We start from the raw sequence: 20,199 nt of genomic DNA on the forward strand, positions 1-20,199 counted from the left end.
CACCCGTCCGCCGCTCGTCATCTTCTAGCAAGCTAGAAATGTTACCGCTCGACTTGCATGTGTTAAGCCTGCCGCCAGCGTTCAATCTGAGCCATGATCAAACTCTTCAATTAAAAATCGTTTGTGCGAGATAAACTCGCTGCTCAATGAATTCTGTCGTGATACCTGCCTAAGCAGATATCGCATTACATATATAAGTATATATTTATCTGTGTGACATTCATCATTAAGCGTTTTTTTTGTTTCCAAAGGAAACAAAGTAAAACAACTGTAATGTGAGTGTCCACACAAATTGCATGATAACTAATTGTTAAAGAACTCTCTATCGAGATAGGCCTTAATCGCATTCGTCAAGTGCCTTGTACCTCTTGCTAACGTTGCCGTTTGCCCGAAGCAGGATGCGCATGATACGCCCCTCAGTTTTGATGTCAACGTTTTTCTTAAAGAAAAAGTAAAGTATTTTAAATACACTTTAAAAACTGACGTTAAGTTATCGAAATAAGCTTAAAAGCATCTAGATAACTTATCAAAACAGTTCTTTGATGATTCATTTTGTGTGAACCCCTTGGAACTGGAGCGCATTGTAGAGACTTCCTCACATACTACAAGCATTATTTTAACTTTAGGCTGTGTTTGTATAAAAAACACGCTCCCTGACTACTATTACACTTAAATATAGTGTGTCAGTTTTTTTTACAACAAATTAACAACACCCGAAGCACGGCCAAAAACCAACAAAAACACACATCAAAACAATAAGATAAACAAATAAAGATTAAAAAAAACTGTCAATTATCTGCTTAAAACTATTAGTTTTATAAATAATTTCAACAAATATGTAAAATAAATTTACAAACACCGCTATTATTTGACTGATATTTTAGTCAAATAATATAAAAACCTGCCACACGCCCAACAAATTTAACATTTTTGCAACAAAGGCATTATTATTGCTTAGAATTGAGACTCGCTATTTTTCATTTGAGCCTTATCAATGAAGATAAAGAAAGTGTAATGAATATACACAGCGACGACATAATAATAAAACGGAGATAAACATGCATTTTAAGAAATCTTTAGTAGGGAGCCTGATTACTTTAGCAATCACGGCTACCGCTAATACAACGGTTGTTGCCAACGAAGTATCAGGTGATATCAATAAATTCAAACCTGTTGGAAGTGAAGTTAACACTAAACAAAAAGCAACAGGTTATATTGTTCAACTTAAAGGCAAAACAGCAATTGCTCAAGCTCAAGATATTGGAGAACTTTTACCTACTAACCAATTAGTTGCCAATACAGGTAATCGTTATAACGCTCATACTCCTGCTATGAAAGCTTATACCAAAGCCCTTGAGAACAAACAGAAACGAGTTGCTAGCTCTGTTGATTCAATCAATATTCTGCATTCTTTCAAACATACTTATAATGGTTTCACGGCCAAGTTAAATGCAAAGCAAAAAGCACAGCTAGAATCTCATCCGGATGTAATTGGTGTATATGAAGATAGATTAGAAGTTGTAAATACTGCAAATACCCCTGAATTTCTTGGCTTAACAGGTGAAGGTGGTCAACACACCATGAACACCAAGGGTGAAGGCATCATTATCGGTGTAATCGATACAGGTGTTTGGCCTGAAAACCCTAGTTTTGCTGATGATGGCTCTTATTCAGACCCTGCTGATTTAGGTTGGTTGGGTGCATGTGATACGGGTACTGATGAAGATTTTTCCTGTAATAACAAACTAATTGGTGCTCGTTATTTTAAATCAAGTTTTGAAAGTACTTATGACATTCAATATGCTTTAGGTGAATTTGAATCTCCTCGTGATGCTGATGGCCACGGTAGCCACACTGCAAGTACTGCAGGTGGTAATGAAAATGTTGAAGCTATACTTTCAGGCACTCCTGTAGGTACCGTTTCAGGTATGGCACCACGTGCGCGTATCGCAGCTTACAAAGTTTGTTGGAACAGTGACTACGTAACTCCGGAAGGTGCTAAAGAGCGCGGTTGTTTTGGTGGTGATACCATGGCTGCTATTGACGCTGCAGTTACTGATGGTGTTGATGTACTCAACTATTCCATTGGTGGTAGCAGAACTGATTTAACCGTTCCAGCTACTGCAGCAATGTTAAATGCTACAGCTGCAGGTGTCTTTGTTGCGGTTTCTGCCGGAAATGAAGGTCCTGATATTGAGACAGTAGGTACTCCAGCTCCGTGGGTGACAAGTGTAGCGGCATCTACTTATAATGGCACTTCAGCGATTGTTGGCAAAGCGCTTGATATTACTTCTGGCTCTTTAGCGGGTACTTCAATTTTATCAGTACCTTCAGGTTTTTCTCCTGCAACCGTAGGCCTTTCAGGTGAGCTTGCTTTAGCGCAACCTGTACAAGCATGTAATGATGATCCATTGACAAACGGCGATGAGTTAGCAGGTAAAATAGCTCTTATCGCTCGTGGTTCTTGTGCTTTTACTGAGAAGTTTCTCAATGCGCAAAATGCAGGTGCCGTAGGAGTTGTTTTATATACAACAGAAGGCACATCGCCATTTTCTATGGGAGGCACAGACCCAGCAGTAACGATTACAGGCTCGATGATTTCTTTTGCTGATGGTCAATCGTTAAGCGCAAGTATTGCAGATGGAAGTACTTCGGTAGAATTTACAGATAATACAGCTGCAGGTGAAGCCGTTGAAGTTGGTAATACTATCGCTGATTTCTCTTCACGCGGTCCAAACTTAAATACCTACGATATTATCAAACCTGATATTACTGCTCCTGGTGTAAAAATATTAGCAGCAACAACTTCTGCTCCAATGTTTGAAACACATGGTGAAACGTTCAAGTATCTTCAAGGTACTTCGATGTCTAGCCCACACATTGCCGGTCTAGCTGCACTATTTAAAGAGTCAAATAGTTCTTGGTCCCCAGCACAGATTAAATCAGCAATGATGACTACCGCTCGTCAAAACTTAACTAAAGAAGATGGTACTACCCAAGCAGACCCGTATGATTTCGGCTCTGGTCATGTAGCTCCTGTTGCTGCTTTAGATCCTGGTTTATTATTTGATACTAACCTTGCTGATTACTTAGCGTTCCTTTGTGGTCAAGACAAAGAAGCTTTTGTTTCTGGTTACGATACAAGTTGTGCTGATTTAACGAGTACAGGTTTTAGTACAGATGCTAGTCAATTGAATCTTCCTTCGATTGCTATCGCTGAATTATTAGACCCTGAAACTATCTTTAGAACAGTTTCAAATGCAACACCAATTGCATCTTCTTATACTGCAACAGTTGAAGCACCAGCGGGTTTTGATATTAGCGTTCAAACATTCAACTCTGAAGGTGAAGAAACTGAAGCTGCAACATTAGATGTTGCTGGTGAAGGTGGAAAAGCTAGCTTTGCAATAACAGTTAGTCAAACTGAAACGACTGAAATTGATGCTTGGAAGTTTGGCGCTATCACTTGGACAGACGGCGCTGGTCACTCAGTACGTTTACCATTAGCATTTAAAGCAATACCAACAGTTCAAATTGAAGTACCAGAACTGATCTCAGGTGATCTTAATCGCGGCCGTTTCCGCTTCCCTGTTAAAATGCTTTATTCTGGTAGAACAAGTATTGAACATGCTGGTTTAGTTGCTCCTTTTGGTACTGCGGGTAGTGTAGAACAAGATCCTGATGCTGACTTTAGCTTTAATGAAGACGGTTTGGGTACGCACTTCTTCAATATCCCTGAAGGTACAAAAGTAGCGCGTTTCAGTCTAACTGATAACTTAGTGGGTGATGGTTCAGGTGCTGCTGATTTAGATATGTACGTATATCGTTGTGATAAATGGTCATGTAGTCGGGTAGCTTCATCTCTAAATGCTGCTTCTAACGAAGATGTAGTTTTAACTAACCCTGAAGGTCGCAGTGATATTAACGTCGGTGATATTTACTTAGTTTGGATACACGGTTACAACACCGCAGATGTAAGCCCTCTAAATTATACTATGGTAGGTTGGGTTGCCGATCAGGCTGAAAGAACTACTCGCGTAGTTTCAAGTAAAAGAGCCATTAACGGTCGCTTTAACTACACTAGTATATTAACTCGAGGTTTACCAACAGGTACTACCTATATGGGTGCTGTGACATACTTTAATGCTGAAGGTGAAGCTGAAGGTACAACAGTATTAGAATTAAAAAACTAGTTATTTCCTTTGTTGATTAGTTAAGTAGCTAATGAACTAGGTAATGTGAGCAAAGCCCTCTTAAAGATAATTAAGGGGGCTTTTTATTTTCTTTCCAATCTCTCCTATCTTTTAACCTTTAATCGCTACAATGCTTCTGGCAAGCCTGTCATTTACTATTTATCCATAACACAATACGGTCCATCAACTTGGTAAAATTATTCTCCTGCTACTTTTTTATAGAAATAAAGTAAAGCATCAAGCTATATATCTATTATTAAACTTAACCAATAGTTAAATTAAACTAAGCACCTATTTACTCAGTAAAATTAGGACTTAATGTTGTCAATTAATAGATTGACTCAGTATTTGAATAAGTTAATTTCTATCAATTTTAGCTAATATCAACCCTAATAATGCCTATATTATAAGTTCTACAGACCAACTAGTTTAAAGGTAATACATTGTATTAAATTAAGATTACTAACACAGAACAGCGTTAAACGACTTCTGTAGTGTAACCTAACATTAAGTAAGACAGATAAAGGACTATTATGGAGTATTTAAACAATAAAGAATAAAAAGAAAGGAGTTTTTAACCGCTTTGAATATATTGACCATGTAAATAACAGACACAAAAAAGGCCTTACCGAAGTAAAGCCTCTTTATCATTCTTATAGCTTAAGCACTATTGTCGATTTGCTAAAGACAAGGTAAAACCTGAATTAGCTATTTTTACGACGCGCAGCCAATCCAGCAACAGCTGTTAAAAACAATACTAATGTTGCAGGAGTAGGCACTACGGTAGCTTCACCGAAAGCTAAGTTTCCAGCATTAAATAAACTATCATTGGCATTATCAAATAAAGAGAATGAAACACTGGCATCTGGGTCAAATGCATCTATGTAACCAGCGAAGCTGAGGCTTGAAAATACAGTCACATCAAAATCAAGGGTTTCAATACCTGCAGCAATGTTACCTGGATCAACGATTGCTATAAATAGGTCCCAGTTTTCATCAAAGGCGTCAACATCATAGCCAAAAAAGGTAAAAGAGTCCCATGCATTTTCAACAAACCCAAACTCATCCATTGTATCTAAGTTAATAGTAATATTACCGATTACTTCAAACTCAGCAACATCATCCGCAATAGTATCAAAAAGAATATCTTGGCTGATTAATGTTGCATTTGCTGCGCCAGTAAAACTTAACGCTAAAGAGATCGACAAAAAAGCGCGTAAAATTAATTTATTTAACATGTTACTTCCTATTTATAATATGGCTGTTTTATTTTTATTGTAATTAATAGCGGCATCACTCAAAAAGTTATTTATTAATGACTTAAAAGCACTTACCGACATTGCATTCTTCTAAAGCAATAATCACGCCTAAATAACTTTAACCTTACATTACAATAAATTACCATTAGAGCAACACTAAATTTACATATATTTAACAACAGAAAAGTAATATGTAAAAAAAACTGACACTCGCGCAAATAATCGAGGAATATTAAGTATTTGTTATTAGATTAATAATTTGCTAGCTTATGAAGCTAAATATACAGCTATACTTATTGCTGCCAGAGATATTCAGTTATTAGCTAAAGTGTTTTTGTACTATCGTCGATAAATTATCAATAAGGTTTTTCTATGAAAACAAAAAGATTGTCTTTCACAGCAACAGTATTGACAAGTACCCTTTTCCTCTCATCAACCGTAAACGTGGTAAGCGCTAAAGAAATAGCCATTTATCGTTGGGTTGATAAAAATAACGTTGTGCATTTCAGCCAAAACCTACCCAAGGGAGATGAGTATAGAGAGTTCAGTACTATTTCATCTTATAAGGCTCTATCGAAAGCAGAAAGAAAGTTGATTGCCGAGCAAAGTAATGCCGAACAGAAAATTACAGATCAAGAAAAACAGCAGGATAATGTAATAGCTCAAAATAAAGCTACCTATAAAAAAAATTGTAAAGCAGCTCGATTGAATATCAAAATGTTAAACTCATTAAATGACGTTCATATTAATGAAGAGAATAGCGACGGTACTATTGGTAGTCGCCCGCTTACGGCTCCTGAAAAAGCAAATAAGTTAGCCTTGAGTAAAAAACATGAAGAACTTTACTGTAATGAGTAATCAAATAAATTGCTTTAGTCCTGAAAACTATACTTTCAAAACGAGTGAATTAAGCTAAGTATTGCGAATACCTAGCTTATTTTCCAAACAATTATTTAGTAGAGAAATCTAATTCTCCTTCAGCAACGGTTACCTCAATTGTACTACCCTTAGCAAATTTATTGCCCAGTATTTTTTGTGCCAATGGATTTTCCACACCCTGCTGTATTACTCGTTTTAAAGGTCTGGCTCCAAATATAGGATCAAAGCCTGCGGCAGAAATTAGTGAAAGTGCTTCATCATTAATCGTTAAATTTAGCTCTTGCTCTATTAATCGCCCTGCTAAAGCTTCAATTTGTATTTTGGCGATTTCTTTAATTTGTTCTTCAACCAGAGGGTGGAAAACCACTGACTCATCTACACGATTGATGAACTCAGGTTTGAAGTGCTGACCTAAAATATCCATGACTTGTGCTTTCATTAGCTCATACTGGCTATCACCTGCTAACTCTTGAATAACATCTGAGCCAATATTTGAGGTCATAATAATGACAGTATTTTTGAAATCAACGGTTCGACCCTGCCCATCCGTTAATCTCCCATCATCAAGTACTTGCAATAGTATGTTAAATACATCCGGGTGTGCTTTTTCAATTTCGTCGAGCAATATAACTGAGTAAGGCTTTCTACGGACCGCTTCAGTTAAATAACCGCCCTCTTCATAACCAACATAACCTGGAGGTGCTCCCACTAAACGTGCAACTGAATGTTTTTCCATAAATTCAGACATATCAACACGTATTAATGCATCATGAGAGTCAAATAAAAATTCTGCAAGCGCTTTGGTTAATTCTGTCTTACCAACCCCAGTTGGGCCTAAAAATAAAAAGGAACCTATTGGTTGGTTAGGATCACTCAAACCAGCACGAGAGCGCCTAATAGCATTTGCGACTGAGCCTACTGCCTCACGTTGACCAATAACATTTTGGTGTAACTGTTCTTCCATGTGCAATAACTTATCACGCTCTTGCTCTAACATTTTCGCAACAGGTATTCCTGTAGCGCGACTAAGAACATCGGCGATTTCAACATCGGTGACTTTATTAGCCAATAAGGTCATTTCTTGCATTTCAGCTTGACTAGCCAAATCAAGCTGCTTCTCTAGTTCAGGTAATTTTCCATACTGCAATTCCGACATACGATTTAAATCACCGCTTCGCCTTGCTGATTCAAGTTCAATTCGTGCTTGTTCGAGTTCTTCTTTTATCGTATGAGCACCATATAGCGCTGCTTTTTCTGTTGTCCAAATTTCATCGAAATCATCATACTTTTGCTGATTATCATTAATTTGTTGTGAGATGATTGCCAAACGCTTGATTGACGCTTCATCATCATCTTTCTCAAGTGCTTTTTGCTCCAGTTTTAGCTGAATCAATCGACGTTCGAGTCTATCTAAATCCTCTGGCTTAGAGTCCATTTGCAAACGAATGCTCGAAGCTGCTTCATCGATAAGATCAATAGCTTTATCAGGTAATTGTCTATCACTGATATAGCGATGAGATAATGTTGCTGCCGCTACGATAGCAGGATCGGTAATATTAACTGAATGATGCAGTTCATAACGTTCTTTTAAACCACGTAAAATAGCAATAGTATCTTCAACACTCGGTTCTTCGATTAACACCTTTTGAAAACGACGCTCAAGTGCGGCATCTTTTTCAATGTATTTCCTATACTCATCAAGTGTAGTTGCACCAACACAGTGTAAATCCCCTCGGGCTAATGCAGGTTTTAACATATTCCCTGCATCCATTGCACCGTCAGATTTACCAGCACCAACCATAGTATGCAATTCATCTATGAAGAGGATGACTTGCCCTTCCTCTTTTGATAATTCATTTAATACCGCTTTTAAGCGTTCTTCAAATTCACCGCGATATTTTGCCCCTGCGACTAAAGATCCCATATCCAATGATAAAACACGCTTATTTTTTAAACCTTCCGGTACTTCATGATCAACAATGCGTTGGGCTAACCCCTCTGCAATCGCAGTTTTACCAACACCAGGTTGTCCAATAAGAACGGGATTATTCTTAGTACGGCGTTGCAATACTTGTAAAGTACGACGGATTTCATCATCTCGACCGATAACGGGGTCAAGCTTTCCTTGCTCAGCAAGTTCCGTTAAATCAACGGTATATTTATTTAAAGCTTGGCGAACATCTTCGGCATTTTGCTCATCAACATTTTGACCACCTCGAATGTGATCAATTGCCGACTTTATTCGTTGATGGTTTGCCCCTAGTTCAGCAAGTATCTTTCCTAATATTCCCTTATCATCTATAGCTGCCAATATAAACATTTCAGAGGAGATGAACTTATCTGACATTTTTTGTGCATGTTTATCACATAGATTTAATATTCGACCAGAGGCTGCTGATAATTGCACATCGCCAGCGCTGTCTTGCACTTGTGCTAAAGACCCCAAAGCCTCTTCTAATTTCTGACGTAAAGAGCGCACATCAATACCGGCACTCTTCAACAACGCAATAATAGAGTTACCGTTTTGATTCAATAACGCCATCATTAAATGAACGGGTTCTATGAACTGATGATCTTTGCCAAGAGCAAGTGATTGTGCGTCAGCTATAGATTCTTGAAATGATTGGGTAAAGCGATCTAATCGCATGTTAACTCTCCTAACTTTCCATATTACATAGTTAAGTTATAAGGCTAAAAGATAATTTTTCAATACGTATGAAGACAGATGATTGATATAAGTCAAAGAGAGACGATAATGCTTTAGTGAGCAAAAAGAGGGATTAACGCCGACAAATAACACTCGCCATTCGACCCGTTCTCTGCTGTTTTCTATACGAGTAAAATGTCTCTGTTTCGAGATAGGTACACTTTGCAAGACTAGCAATATTATTCACGCCTAAAGATGTTAGCTGTAATCGAGCAATTTGATGTAAATCGGCTAAATACTTTCCATTCTCTTGCAAGACGAAGGCATTCTTGAAAACTTCATTAAGCTGAGTAAAGGCTTGTTTGACCTCTTCCCCCACTTCAAAAGCATCCTTGCCAATACATGGACCAAGCCAAGCGACAATATCAGCAGGCTTACTGTGCATTTTTGTTATTGTTTTAGCGACAATGTTTCCTATTAATGGTCGCCACCCCCCATGAATTGCAGCAACTTCTCTCCCTGTCTTATGGCTTAAGAGAATAGGTAAACAGTCAGCTGTCATAATGGCCAAAGCTATATTTTTCTGACGGGTAATACTCGCATCTGCAACTATAGCTTGTTTATCCACACTAGTGACAGTCACTACTTCATTACCATGAACCTGCTCTAACCATTGGATGGGAAATTGTTCAAGTCGTTTTGTTCCTGCTCTTAAAGTCTTGTCAAAGAGCTGTTGGCTAATAAAGTAACTTAAAAGTCTACGATTGTAAGTAACGCATTCAACATCATCACCAACATGTAGTCCTAAATTAAATCCACCAAAAGTTGATGACGCTTGTCCACTAGATAATGTATTAATCGATGAATTTTGAGCTAACTGTGGAGAAAGGCGTGATGTTTGTAGTGCAAGAACATTATCATCAAGAGAAGACGATAAATTAAATGGCCATTTTACCAACTCAATCGCTGAGTTGGTAGAATGTGTGCCTTCACCTTGACTAGTATTCGTCTTGACCATTGAGCTTATTATCTTCTTGAAGCAGTTCGATTAACTCAACAAAATCTGCTGGTAGTTCTGCATGCCAAGTCATTTCTTCTCCAGTAATTGGGTGGAATAAAGATAACATTGCTGCATGTAATGCTTGACGTTTAAAGGTACGCAATTTCATTAATAACGCTTCTGTTGAGTTTTTTGGTGGACGAGGACGGCCGCCATAAACAGGATCACCAACAAGTGGATGGGTAATATGAGACATATGTACACGAATTTGGTGTGTTCTACCCGTTTCTAAACGTAAACGTAAACGAGTGTGTAGACGGTACTTTTCCATTACTCGATAATGCGTTACCGAAGGTCGACCAACAAAAGAAACAGCCATTTGTGTGCGTTTAGTAGAATGACGGCCGATAGGCTCATCAACTAAACCACCAGCAGTCATAACCCCATTGGCTACAGCCTCATATTCACGCGTTATCTCACGTAACTGCAATGCTTCAACCAAGTTAGTCTGCGCTGCAATTGTTTTTGCAACGACCATTAAACCAGTAGTGTCTTTATCAAGACGATGAACTATACCTGCTCTTGGCACTACGTTAAGTTCAGGACAATGATGCAATAATGCATTAAGTACTGTACCGTCAGGATTACCGGCACCAGGATGAACAACTAGACCTGCGGGTTTATTTATCACTAAAATATCGTCATCTTCATAAACAATATTTAGTGGAATATTTTGTGCTTCAAAACGTAATTCAGGCTCAACTTCTGCATTAATTTCAATAAGTTCACCGCCATACATTTTTTCTCTGGCACGGGTGAGTACTTCACCATTTACGCGTACTTGTCCTGCTACAATCCAATCTTTTAAGCGTGATCGTGAATAATCAGGAAACATTTGCGCTAATGATTGGTCAAAGCGTTTACCTAAACACGATTCAGGCACGGTATCTTGATGTTGGATGATTTCTGGCATTAAATTCTCTTTAAACTCGATTAAACCTAGCGTATTAATCAAATTACCATTTGCACTGGGCAAGGTAAGATTGCTAGGGTAGAATGCATATTCTTAAATATTTAAGCATTTTACCCGTTTACGCGATGGTTTGATATTTATTTTAATTAAAACAAAGTAGCGATAATAAATTTCATGGAAAAATTGACAGTAAAAATTATTTTAACCGTTCTAGCATTGGCCTTAACTGGTTGTTCATCCTCAGAAAGTGAGATAGACAAGGTACCAGATAAGTCTGCCCAAGCTTTATTTGTAGATGCTAGGGCAGCCCTTGATAATGGTTTATATCAAAAAGCGATTCAAATTCTTGGCGCGATTGATTCACGTTTCCCTTTTGGTCCTATCTCGCATCAAGTGCAGCTTGATTTAATTTATGCTTATTACAAAAGTGGTGATGCTGCACAAGGTATTGCCTTAGCCGATCGCTTTTTACGGTTAAACCCAAATAACTCTAATGTTGATTATGTCTATTACATGCGTGCACTTATCAATATTTCAACTGAAGAAAACTTATTTCAAGACTTAGCAGGCATTGATCGTACCGATCGCGATCCTGAAGCTTCACGCAGCGCGTTCAATGATTTTAAAAGTATAGTTACTGACTTTCCCGACAGTAAATACGCTGCCGATTCTCGTAAACGCATGATTTCAATAAAATCTCGCCTTGCAAAGTATGAAATTGCCGTGGCAAAGTATTACATCAAGCGTGAGGCATATGCTTCTGCAGCTAACCGTGCTCGTTACGTAGTTGAATATTTCTCTCCAAGCCCAGAAATAGAGCAAGCATTAGAGATCATGATTGAGTGTTACGGTAACTTGGGTTTAGCTGATTTAAAGAAAAATGCAATGCAAGTGCTTGCTGCTAACTTCCCAAATAACAAGTTAGTAGAGTAACGATAAAAGTGAAACTAACCTTGGGTTAGTGCAAACAAAAGCTAAATTGCTTCGGTAATTTAGCTTTTTTTATGGCTAAATAGCTTGCTTAAGAGCCTGAATTGTTATTGTTTAGATTAGTATTCGCCGCCAAAATGAGAATATCTTTTGCTGGGTAAAGAGGGGTAAGCGACTATAAAACTATTACAGTCGCAATACACGGTTAAGTTCAAATTAAAGCGCTTCTTGGTTTTCTTCACCGGTTCTAATTCGAATAACGCGCTCTACATCAGTAATGAAGATTTTACCATCACCTATTTTTCCAGTTTGCGCAGTTTCCAAGATTGCATTAACACATCGCTCAACATCTTCTTTAGCAATGACGATTTCTAGTTTCACTTTAGGTAAGAAATCGACCATATACTCTGCACCACGATACAACTCAGTATGACCCTTTTGACGGCCAAACCCTTTAACCTCAGAAACAGTCATACCAGTGACACCAATTTCACCAAGGGCTTCTCTTACATCATCCATTTTAAATGGTTTAATAATCGCTTCTATTTTTTTCATCTGCGTTGCTCGTCAGTTAAAGTTGTAATGATTTAAATAATAAAGTTATTACAGCGTGTTTATTGTCATTTAGCAATATCCAATTGGCTTTTAATTTTGTTAAACTAGTTAAAATTACATACTTATACCAAACGAATTAATTAATTGTCCAACTTAGAACTATATTAGCGAGCTTAGAACAAACAAAATGAGTTAAACATAGTTAGTCTATATTTCATTTATTTTGTGATGTTATCAGTTTGCTAATGAGTTCCCGAAAGGCGAGTACCTAATAAAAGGTAAAGGTCTATATGCAGCGCTATTGATGTAAACAAGGGAATAAGCATTCTCTTCAGTCAATGCCTTGCCTATAAGCCTTTTAATTCTCGCTAAGTGAACAATAAATTAGTCAGATTGCTATTAACACTCAAGCCCTGCTAGGAAATCCTATGGATCAGCAAATTATCATTGCCGAAATGAAAGTTTTACCTGAAATTGATGTTCAATTTGAAATAGACCGCCGTATTGCTTTTATCAAAAAACAATTAGTCCAGTCAGGGCTAAGTAATTTAGTGTTAGGGATCAGTGGTGGGGTTGATTCATCAACCTGTGGACGCCTAGCCCAACTTGCTGTAGATGAACTCAACGAACAACAAAGTGAAAGTAAAACAAACTACCAATTTATTGCCGTTCGTTTACCCTATGGCATTCAAGCAGATGAAGAAGATGCTCAACAAGCAGTAGACTTTATTCAACCTAGCCATTGCTTAACCACCAACGTACTTAGCGCAGCTGATGGTATTCATCATGAAGTATTACAAGCAATGAGCAAAGCTGAAATTCTAAATGCTAGTGATGCCCAGATTGATTTCTCTAAAGGCAATGCAAAAGCCAGAATGCGTATGGCAAGCCAATATCATATCGCCGGAATTATTGGTGCTTTAGTCATAGGCACAGATCATAGCGCAGAAAATATCACCGGATTTTTTACAAAATGGGGTGATGGGGCTTGTGATTTAGCGCCACTATTTGGTTTATCAAAAAGACAAGTTAGAGCCATAGCTAAAGAGCTTGGAGCACCCAGCATATTAGTTGACAAAGCGCCTACGGCCGACTTGGAAGAACTAGAGCCGGGTAAAACAGATGAAGATGCTTTAGGTATAAGCTACGAACAATTAGATAACTTTTTAGAAGGTAAAAAAGTGACTGATGCTGTTAGCGAACATATCATTAACATTTATAAAAAAACTCAACATAAAAGACAAGCAATACCAACGATCTACGATTAAATCTAATTTTTACCACTATCAAGACTTAGCATAATCCATTTTTATTACCTATAACTGAATAACACAGGACAGTTAATAAAAATGGATTTTTTATGCTTTACACTCAGTCTAGATGTGACAAAAACACACCCAAAATAACACCTAATACCTCTCATCAATTAACCTTATCGTTGGGCATAACCTTGATTGAATTGATGGTCAGTATAGGAGTTACCTCGATACTCATTACCATCGCTTTACCCAGTTTCAATGATTTCATTGTGAAATTGCGGGTCGATAATGAAATTTCACGTCTTGCTCGTTTATTATTAGCGGCAAGAAATCACGCAATAAATATGCAAGATAATGTCATTATCTGCCCACTAAAAACCAATGGCGTCTGCTCAGTAAATTGGCATGATGAACTTTCTGTATTTGTTGATTCTAACAATAATAAGAAATTTGATAGTGCTAATAATGAACTATTACTTGCGACAAAAAGTCCAATCAATTCAGGGGACTCTTTAAAATACGCAACAAATAGAAACAGAATAACTTATCAGGCAACTGGTCACTTATTTGGTTTAAGTAATGGCACGTTAAAGTATTGCCCCAAAGGCTATGAAGAAAAATCAAGAGGTATTGTGATAGCTCGGTCAGGTCGGTTTTATACGACAACAGATAACAATAACGATGGTCAAGATGAAACACGTAGCCATCAAAAAATCGTCTGTGATTAATTCACTAAAATCATCATAGCTTTGCATATAACTAGGGGAATATCCTCTCTTTATATATAAAAGTAGTAGGTATAAAAAAACCAGCTAATACGCTGGTTTTCGAATATAAATGTCGCTCTATTGAGCTACTTTTACTCGGATCTTATTCTTAGCAACTCTTGTTTCATGCAAAGTAGATAATGCCGCTTTTGCTTCAACCTCGTTAGGCATTTCAACAAAGCCAAAGCCTTTTGATTTACCGGTTACTTGGTCTAATACTAAGCTACATTCTGCGACTGTGCCGTGGGCGGAAAATAAAATACGAAGTTCTTGCTCTGTGGTTGAGCGAGAAAGGTTACGAACTAAAAGTTTCATAATGAACCATTGGATTGTGATAGCAATCTAAATTGTCTCATATATTCACAATAGGCAAAGCGATATTATGCAATTAAAACAAAAATAATTTATTATTACAGCATTAATTAACAATAATCCCCCTCAAAACTAGGAATAGTAATGCCACATTTTATAATGGACTGCTCACAAAGCATTTTAGAATCTCATAAAGAAGAGTTTATCCTAGAACAAATTCACCGTACTGCGTATTCAGCAGGGTTATTTGAGGAAGGAGATATCAAAGTCAGACTGAACCCCTATAAGAAATTTCTCGTTGGTAATAAAGCAGACCCTTTCATTCATGTCTTTGCTCATATAATGCAAGGAAGGACAACTGAACAAAAAGCTGAGTTATCAAAACAGATGGTTAGTATGCTGAGCACTATGTTCCCTGATATTCGCAATATAGCAATGAACATTAGTGATTTTGAAAAAGACACTTATTGTAATCGCACTATGTTATAGCGCGATTAACCTAAAAAGAGAACACGACGGTAAGTTTCACTTAACGTGAAAGTGATACAGCTCTGATAGCTTAGTTAGTTAACATCTGCTGTATCATAATTAAGCAGCATTGCGTGATATCGACACTTTATTCCTACCACTTTTTTTTGCTATATAAAGCTGCTTATCTGCTTGTTTATATAAATCCTCAATAGAAGTATTTTCTGTGTTCAATTCGGAGATACCTATACTGATGGTAATATCAATAGAATGGCAACTATAGTTAAACATTTTATTTTCTATTGTGACTCGCATTTTCTCTGCGATAACCTTTGCACCTTCAAGCGCTGTATTATTGAGTAAAACCGTAAACTCCTCACCACCAATACGCGCAAAAACATCACCTTTGCGCATAATCGTCCCTAACTCTTTTACTAATTCGACTAAGATAAAATCCCCTGCTTGGTGCCCATAGTTATCATTTACATGTTTAAAGAAATCAACATCAAGCATTAATAGTGAAACAGCGCTGTTATCTCTAGATGCTGTTGCTATTAATTTCTTAGATATTTCAAAGAAATAACGTCGATTATATATATTGGTAAGATTATCCATGATTGATAATCTATGTAATTCATCGACATTGTCCTGTAGCTCATCATGGGCCTCAATGCTCGATAAACGACTATTATAAATAGCCCTAGATAGTAAAATAGTTGCAGGAATATAAATCAAAATTAACACAACCAATCCGATATGTTGATGCTGCCCATAATTAAGCATAATAATAATTTGAGGGATTATCATTGAAAAGAAAAAGACCAAATATGCCTTATACAGTGATGACATCGAGAGAGCGGCGGCAGTTATTATGCCGATACTCATTATTAAACTAACTAACTCATAGGGTTGTGGTGCATATACAATGGATAGAATTGAAGATATTGTCCACATAAAAGCCTGAAATACATTAGAAAGCATGAAGTATTTTTCATGCTTTGCTAATTTTTTTTCAGCTTTTTGCGCTAAACATTTTCTAAATGTTCTTGCATTATAAAAACGGTACCACGCTAATAATATTTGAAAAATAAACCAAATAATTAACACTGAAAATGGAACGAATTTAATAAAAATGCCGAAATAAGCACAAGATACTATCAACATAGCAATCATTGCTCTGGGTGTTTGCTCAACTAAACTTTCGATAAGTTTGGGATGGACAGTAGCCATGATATTTCCTAGTGTTTATATATTTATCACACTAATAAATAATTCATTAAACTATAACCTATCATTAATCTTTTTTTACTGATTTCAATCAACTACGCGTAAAATAATCATATTGTAAAATAAAAAGTAGCGATAAATAATCTCGAATTTATACACTGCACCTGTTATAACTAATACCTATATGTATTCTATCTTACGAACGTAAATGGTAATTCCCTTTACCGTTATTGCTCACAGCTAACATCCAATTTCATATCTAAATCACACGAATCAGGTGCTAGTAACTGCAAAAATTCATCTGCGGGTATAGGTTTTGAGAAGTAATACCCTTGTCCATAATTACAGCCAGCATTATAGAGTAAGTTCTTTTGTTCTTCTGTTTCTATTCCTTCAGCTATCACCTTCAGACCTAACTTTTGTGCCATCGTGATAATCGCTTCAGACAAAATCATATCCTCAGATCCCAACACTATATTTCTCGTAAATGATTGATCTATTTTAAATAATCAAGCGCAAATTTTTTCAAGTATGATAGTGATGAATACCCAGTACCAAAATCATCCATCGACAAACCAATACCAGCAGCTCTGAACTTAGAGAGGCGCTCAAGAGTGCTAATATTATTATTCATTAACAAACCTTCAGTTATCTCAATAACAATATTTTCCCCTGGCAATTGGTTTTCAGCAAGGTAGGATAACCAATCTAATTGCTCTATCGATTCTCGAAATTGTACCGGTGATTTATTAACACTGACCTGTATATCTAAACCAAGCTGTTCTTTGCACTTTTTAATGTGCTGAACGGTTTGCTTAAATACCCAATCACCTATTTCAATGATTAATCCAGACTCTTCTGCAAGTGGAATAAATTCAGCCGGGCTGACCATACCTCGAATTGGATGTTTCCACCTTAATAGAGCTTCAGCTTTACGGATCTCCCCCGTTTTTAAGTCAACAATTGGTTGATAAAACACAGTAAGTTGATTCAACGTAATGGCCTCACGCAAGTCATCCATTAATTCTAAATGCTCTAGAGCTTGCTCTTGCATTGAGGCAGTAAAATAGCAAAACCTATTGCGTCCGAGGTTCTTAGCAAGGTACATTGCTTGGTCAGCATTTTTTAATAATTCCAAAGTGCTACTTGCATCATTTGGATAGATGGTCACTCCTAGACTGGCAGAGATATAGGTATACATTTTAGAAATATAAAATGGTTTACTTAAGGCATCTAAGACTTTCTGAGCAATTATTTCGACATTATGTATATCCGCTATGTCAGATAAAAGAATAGTAAATTCATCTCCCCCTAAACGCGCAACACTGTCTACTTCTCGAATACAGTGCGTGATTCGTTTTCCTGCTTCAATGAGTAGCGTATCACCATAGACATGGCCCCGAGTATCATTTATTTTTTTGAAGTTATCTAGGTCAATAAAAATCAAAGCAAACTTTTGCATTTTACGTTGAGAGACCTTTATTTCTTGCTCCAGTCGATCAATAAACATTATTCGATTGGGAAGGTTTGTCAGACTGTCATACTTAGCTTGCCTTAATATTAATGCGTCTTTCTTTTTCTTTTCTGTTATATCTGAAAATAGCGCAATTCGTCTGAAAACGTTGCCATAATCATCGTAAATGGTATTGATTGACAGCCATTCAGGAAACTCTCCGCCATTTTTTTTAGTGTTCCAGATTTCGCCTTGCCATGTGCCAGTTAGTTTCAACTCTTCCCACATTGATTGATAGAATTCTGTGCTTTGCTTACCTGAACTAAATATACTAGGGTTTTTACCAATGAGTTCACTCGAGCTATAACCGGTGATTTCAGTTAAGGCTGGATTAATCGCGATGATTTCATTATTAGCATTGGTGATCATCATCGCTTCAGAGCTATTTTGATAAACAATATCTGCCAGTTTTAAGTCTTCTTCTTGTTGACGTTTGTTAGTTATATCTTTGCTGATGCCAATAAGCCCTATAACTTCACCATGGGAGTTTTTCAATTTAACTTTTGTAACTTCAAGAATATATGGCTTAGCATTTAAGCGTGGGATTGTTTCATAAGAGACATGGGGGAAGTCTTGTGCTAAAGCTGCTCTATCTGAATTTAAACAATGATGTGCAATTTCATCACCTAGTAATAAGGCAAGATTAGCAGAGGGAGTATTTAGCATATCTTCTTCTTCTATTCCCGCTAAGTTACAAAATGTCTTATTAACAAAGTGATAACGTCCATCTATTCCTGTAAACCAAATCCCTATCGGTGAATTATCAATGATGGCTCTTAACCTAGAACTTATCTCTTCCTTATCAATCATTAGATTTTGAAAAGATGTCGCCATTTCATTAAAGCCCAAGGCTATATTATTAAGCTCATCATGGGTATCAAGTGTTACCCGAGCATCAAGATCACCACCATAAAACTTACCAGTAACCTGTGTCAGAGAGTTAATGCTTCTAATCGTTGAGAAATGTAGTCCTATGATAAAATACAATACAATCAAAAACAGCGCTGATGAAAAACCAATACTGACAATTAACTGAGTATTTGCTTCTTTAACTCTGCTATTCAGTAAAGTACTTAGGGTAAAAGAAAGTGAATTATCTAAAAATTGATAACCTACATCAATAACGTATGTAGATTGATTGTAGAGTTCAAGGGAACTCATCGAAGTAGTATCAGCTAAAACGCCATCCAAGGTAAATGTGACATGTCTTTCAATTTTTTGACTGAGCTCTTGGGCAGTAAGGCTTTCTCCATTCGAAATAAGCTCCCTTTTCACCTTGCCCACATTATTTTTAAAGACATCAAGAGGTACAATGGTATTTGATAAAAGTGAGACCATTTCTCCTCTAGATTTTATGTCCTTATTTACTAGGTATGAAACACCAACAGCACGTGCTTGCCCAAGTAACTCTAACGTGATGGGGATAGTGAATAAAAAACTATTTGTTAAATAATACGAATCAAGATCATCCATTACCAGTAAGAAATAATAATCAGCGACTTGTAGTTGCAAAGAATTCAAATTGTGAATTAATTCTGTATGCAAGTTAAAACTTTCATCAAGTGCTAAGGTAATACCTTTAGCATCTAAATATTGCCATTGCGCTTGTATAGTAGACCATTTTGCTGCTTGTTTTAATTCTGCAGGTAATCCTTTACTCACTTTCAAAAAATTTTCATCAACTTGCTTATTAACTGACAACTGCATATCAGCACTGTTATTTACCCCTGCAATAACAGCGGCAGACATCCCTCGATGTTGCTGTAATGCTTGAATGAGACTTGATGTTTTTTGTGCTTGTTTCAGGCCTTCTAATTGCTGGTTAGCAGTACTGATTGATCCGGATAAGTAGACTAATAAAGAAATGGAAACAATTAATAGGGAAAGGAGAGAAAGTCCGCCAAGTACAATTAATTTTCGAGGGTAACTCAAGTTGTTCATTAAATTTATAGCGGGGTTGAATAATTGCTTCACACATCTACCTTGCAAAATTTATAAGCGTCTAAAAATCACATATTATACCTTTTCCTTTTTAAAATAACATGCTTTAGTCCTTGTAAAACCGCCGGTATTGTTAGTGCCTATTATCTATATAACATACAAAAACATTGAGCTAAAACAAAGACTCAGTATCTCAAAACTACTGACTATAAATAATAACAATGTGTTATCCCCTATTTAACTTTAGACTTACAATTAGTAAACATTACTCTTTTT

General features: G+C 36.8%; 13 protein-coding genes, 1 rRNA gene and 1 pseudogene. 6 read left to right on the plus strand and 9 right to left on the minus strand.

Annotation, left to right across the window (positions count from 1 at the left end):
* Positions 1–113 (minus strand): 16S ribosomal RNA (locus ND2E_RS0121355); the annotation flags it as partial.
* Positions 114–1,058: 945 nt separating this feature from the next.
* Between ND2E_RS0121355 and ND2E_RS14700 the strand changes: the two genes are divergently transcribed.
* On the plus strand, positions 1,059–4,193 hold the full coding sequence (locus ND2E_RS14700; RefSeq protein ID WP_033093129.1) for a S8 family serine peptidase: 3,135 nt from the start codon (positions 1,059–1,061) through the stop codon (positions 4,191–4,193).
* A gap of 704 nt (positions 4,194–4,897) precedes the next feature.
* On the opposite strand, the gene ND2E_RS14695 is transcribed toward ND2E_RS14700, so the two are convergent.
* Positions 4,898–5,431 carry a PEP-CTERM sorting domain-containing protein gene (locus ND2E_RS14695; protein ID WP_033093130.1) on the minus strand — a complete coding sequence of 178 codons (534 nt, stop codon included), beginning with the start codon at positions 5,429–5,431 and terminating at the stop codon, positions 4,898–4,900.
* A gap of 393 nt (positions 5,432–5,824) precedes the next feature.
* Here ND2E_RS14695 and ND2E_RS14690 point away from each other — a divergent pair, with 393 nt between their 5' ends.
* The gene (locus ND2E_RS14690) at positions 5,825–6,310 is read left to right on the plus strand and encodes a DUF4124 domain-containing protein (protein ID WP_033093131.1); all 486 of its coding nucleotides are present in this window, start codon (positions 5,825–5,827) and stop codon (positions 6,308–6,310) included.
* Between the two features lie 91 nt (positions 6,311–6,401).
* On the opposite strand, the gene clpB is transcribed toward ND2E_RS14690, so the two are convergent.
* The 3 genes from clpB to rluD all read right to left on the minus strand — a co-directional run bounded on the left by clpB (position 6,402) and on the right by rluD (position 10,951).
* On the minus strand, positions 6,402–8,978 hold the full coding sequence (gene clpB / locus ND2E_RS14685) for an ATP-dependent chaperone ClpB (protein ID WP_033093132.1): 2,577 nt from the start codon (positions 8,976–8,978) through the stop codon (positions 6,402–6,404).
* Positions 8,979–9,111: 133 nt separating this feature from the next.
* Entirely contained in the window at positions 9,112–9,996 is an 885-nt protein-coding gene (gene pgeF / locus ND2E_RS14680; RefSeq protein ID WP_052056337.1) for a peptidoglycan editing factor PgeF, read from the minus strand.
* Positions 9,977–10,951, minus strand: a complete 975-nt coding sequence (gene rluD, locus ND2E_RS14675; protein WP_033093159.1) for a 23S rRNA pseudouridine(1911/1915/1917) synthase RluD — start codon at positions 10,949–10,951, stop codon at positions 9,977–9,979. The genes pgeF and rluD overlap by 20 nt, the downstream gene beginning before the upstream one ends.
* A gap of 174 nt (positions 10,952–11,125) precedes the next feature.
* On the opposite strand from rluD, the gene ND2E_RS14670 reads away from it, so the two are divergent.
* Complete coding sequence (locus tag ND2E_RS14670; protein WP_033093133.1) at positions 11,126–11,884, plus strand: outer membrane protein assembly factor BamD; 759 nt, start codon at positions 11,126–11,128, stop codon at positions 11,882–11,884.
* Between the two features lie 213 nt (positions 11,885–12,097).
* On the opposite strand, the gene glnB is transcribed toward ND2E_RS14670, so the two are convergent.
* A complete protein-coding gene (gene glnB, locus ND2E_RS14665; RefSeq protein ID WP_033093134.1) occupies positions 12,098–12,436 on the minus strand; it encodes a nitrogen regulatory protein P-II in 339 nt (112 codons plus the stop codon).
* A gap of 428 nt (positions 12,437–12,864) precedes the next feature.
* On the opposite strand from glnB, the gene nadE reads away from it, so the two are divergent.
* A complete protein-coding gene (gene nadE / locus ND2E_RS14660) occupies positions 12,865–13,704 on the plus strand; it encodes an ammonia-dependent NAD(+) synthetase (RefSeq protein ID WP_033093135.1) in 840 nt (279 codons plus the stop codon).
* A gap of 92 nt (positions 13,705–13,796) precedes the next feature.
* The gene (locus tag ND2E_RS14655; RefSeq protein WP_033093136.1) at positions 13,797–14,423 is read left to right on the plus strand and encodes a GspH/FimT family pseudopilin; all 627 of its coding nucleotides are present in this window, start codon (positions 13,797–13,799) and stop codon (positions 14,421–14,423) included.
* Between the two features lie 117 nt (positions 14,424–14,540).
* Here the strand turns inward: ND2E_RS14655 and ND2E_RS14650 are convergent, their stop codons facing one another.
* Positions 14,541–14,777 (minus strand): RNA recognition motif domain-containing protein, encoded by a 237-nt coding sequence (locus tag ND2E_RS14650; RefSeq protein WP_033093137.1) that lies wholly within the window; start codon positions 14,775–14,777, stop codon positions 14,541–14,543.
* Between the two features lie 141 nt (positions 14,778–14,918).
* On the opposite strand from ND2E_RS14650, the gene ND2E_RS14645 reads away from it, so the two are divergent.
* Positions 14,919–15,263, plus strand: coding sequence for a 5-carboxymethyl-2-hydroxymuconate Delta-isomerase (locus tag ND2E_RS14645; protein ID WP_033093138.1), 345 nt, complete (start codon positions 14,919–14,921; stop codon positions 15,261–15,263).
* 99 nt (positions 15,264–15,362) lie between these two features.
* On the opposite strand, the gene ND2E_RS22350 is transcribed toward ND2E_RS14645, so the two are convergent.
* Positions 15,363–16,472, minus strand: a complete 1,110-nt coding sequence (locus ND2E_RS22350) for a GGDEF domain-containing protein (protein WP_052056339.1) — start codon at positions 16,470–16,472, stop codon at positions 15,363–15,365.
* A gap of 224 nt (positions 16,473–16,696) precedes the next feature.
* Positions 16,697–19,923 (minus strand): annotated as a pseudogene (locus ND2E_RS22360) (EAL domain-containing protein).
* Positions 19,924–20,199: the final 276 nt, after the last annotated feature.

Origin of the sequence: Colwellia psychrerythraea (genome assembly GCF_000764225.1) — a bacterium.
Lineage (GTDB): Bacteria > Pseudomonadota > Gammaproteobacteria > Enterobacterales > Alteromonadaceae > Colwellia > Colwellia psychrerythraea_D.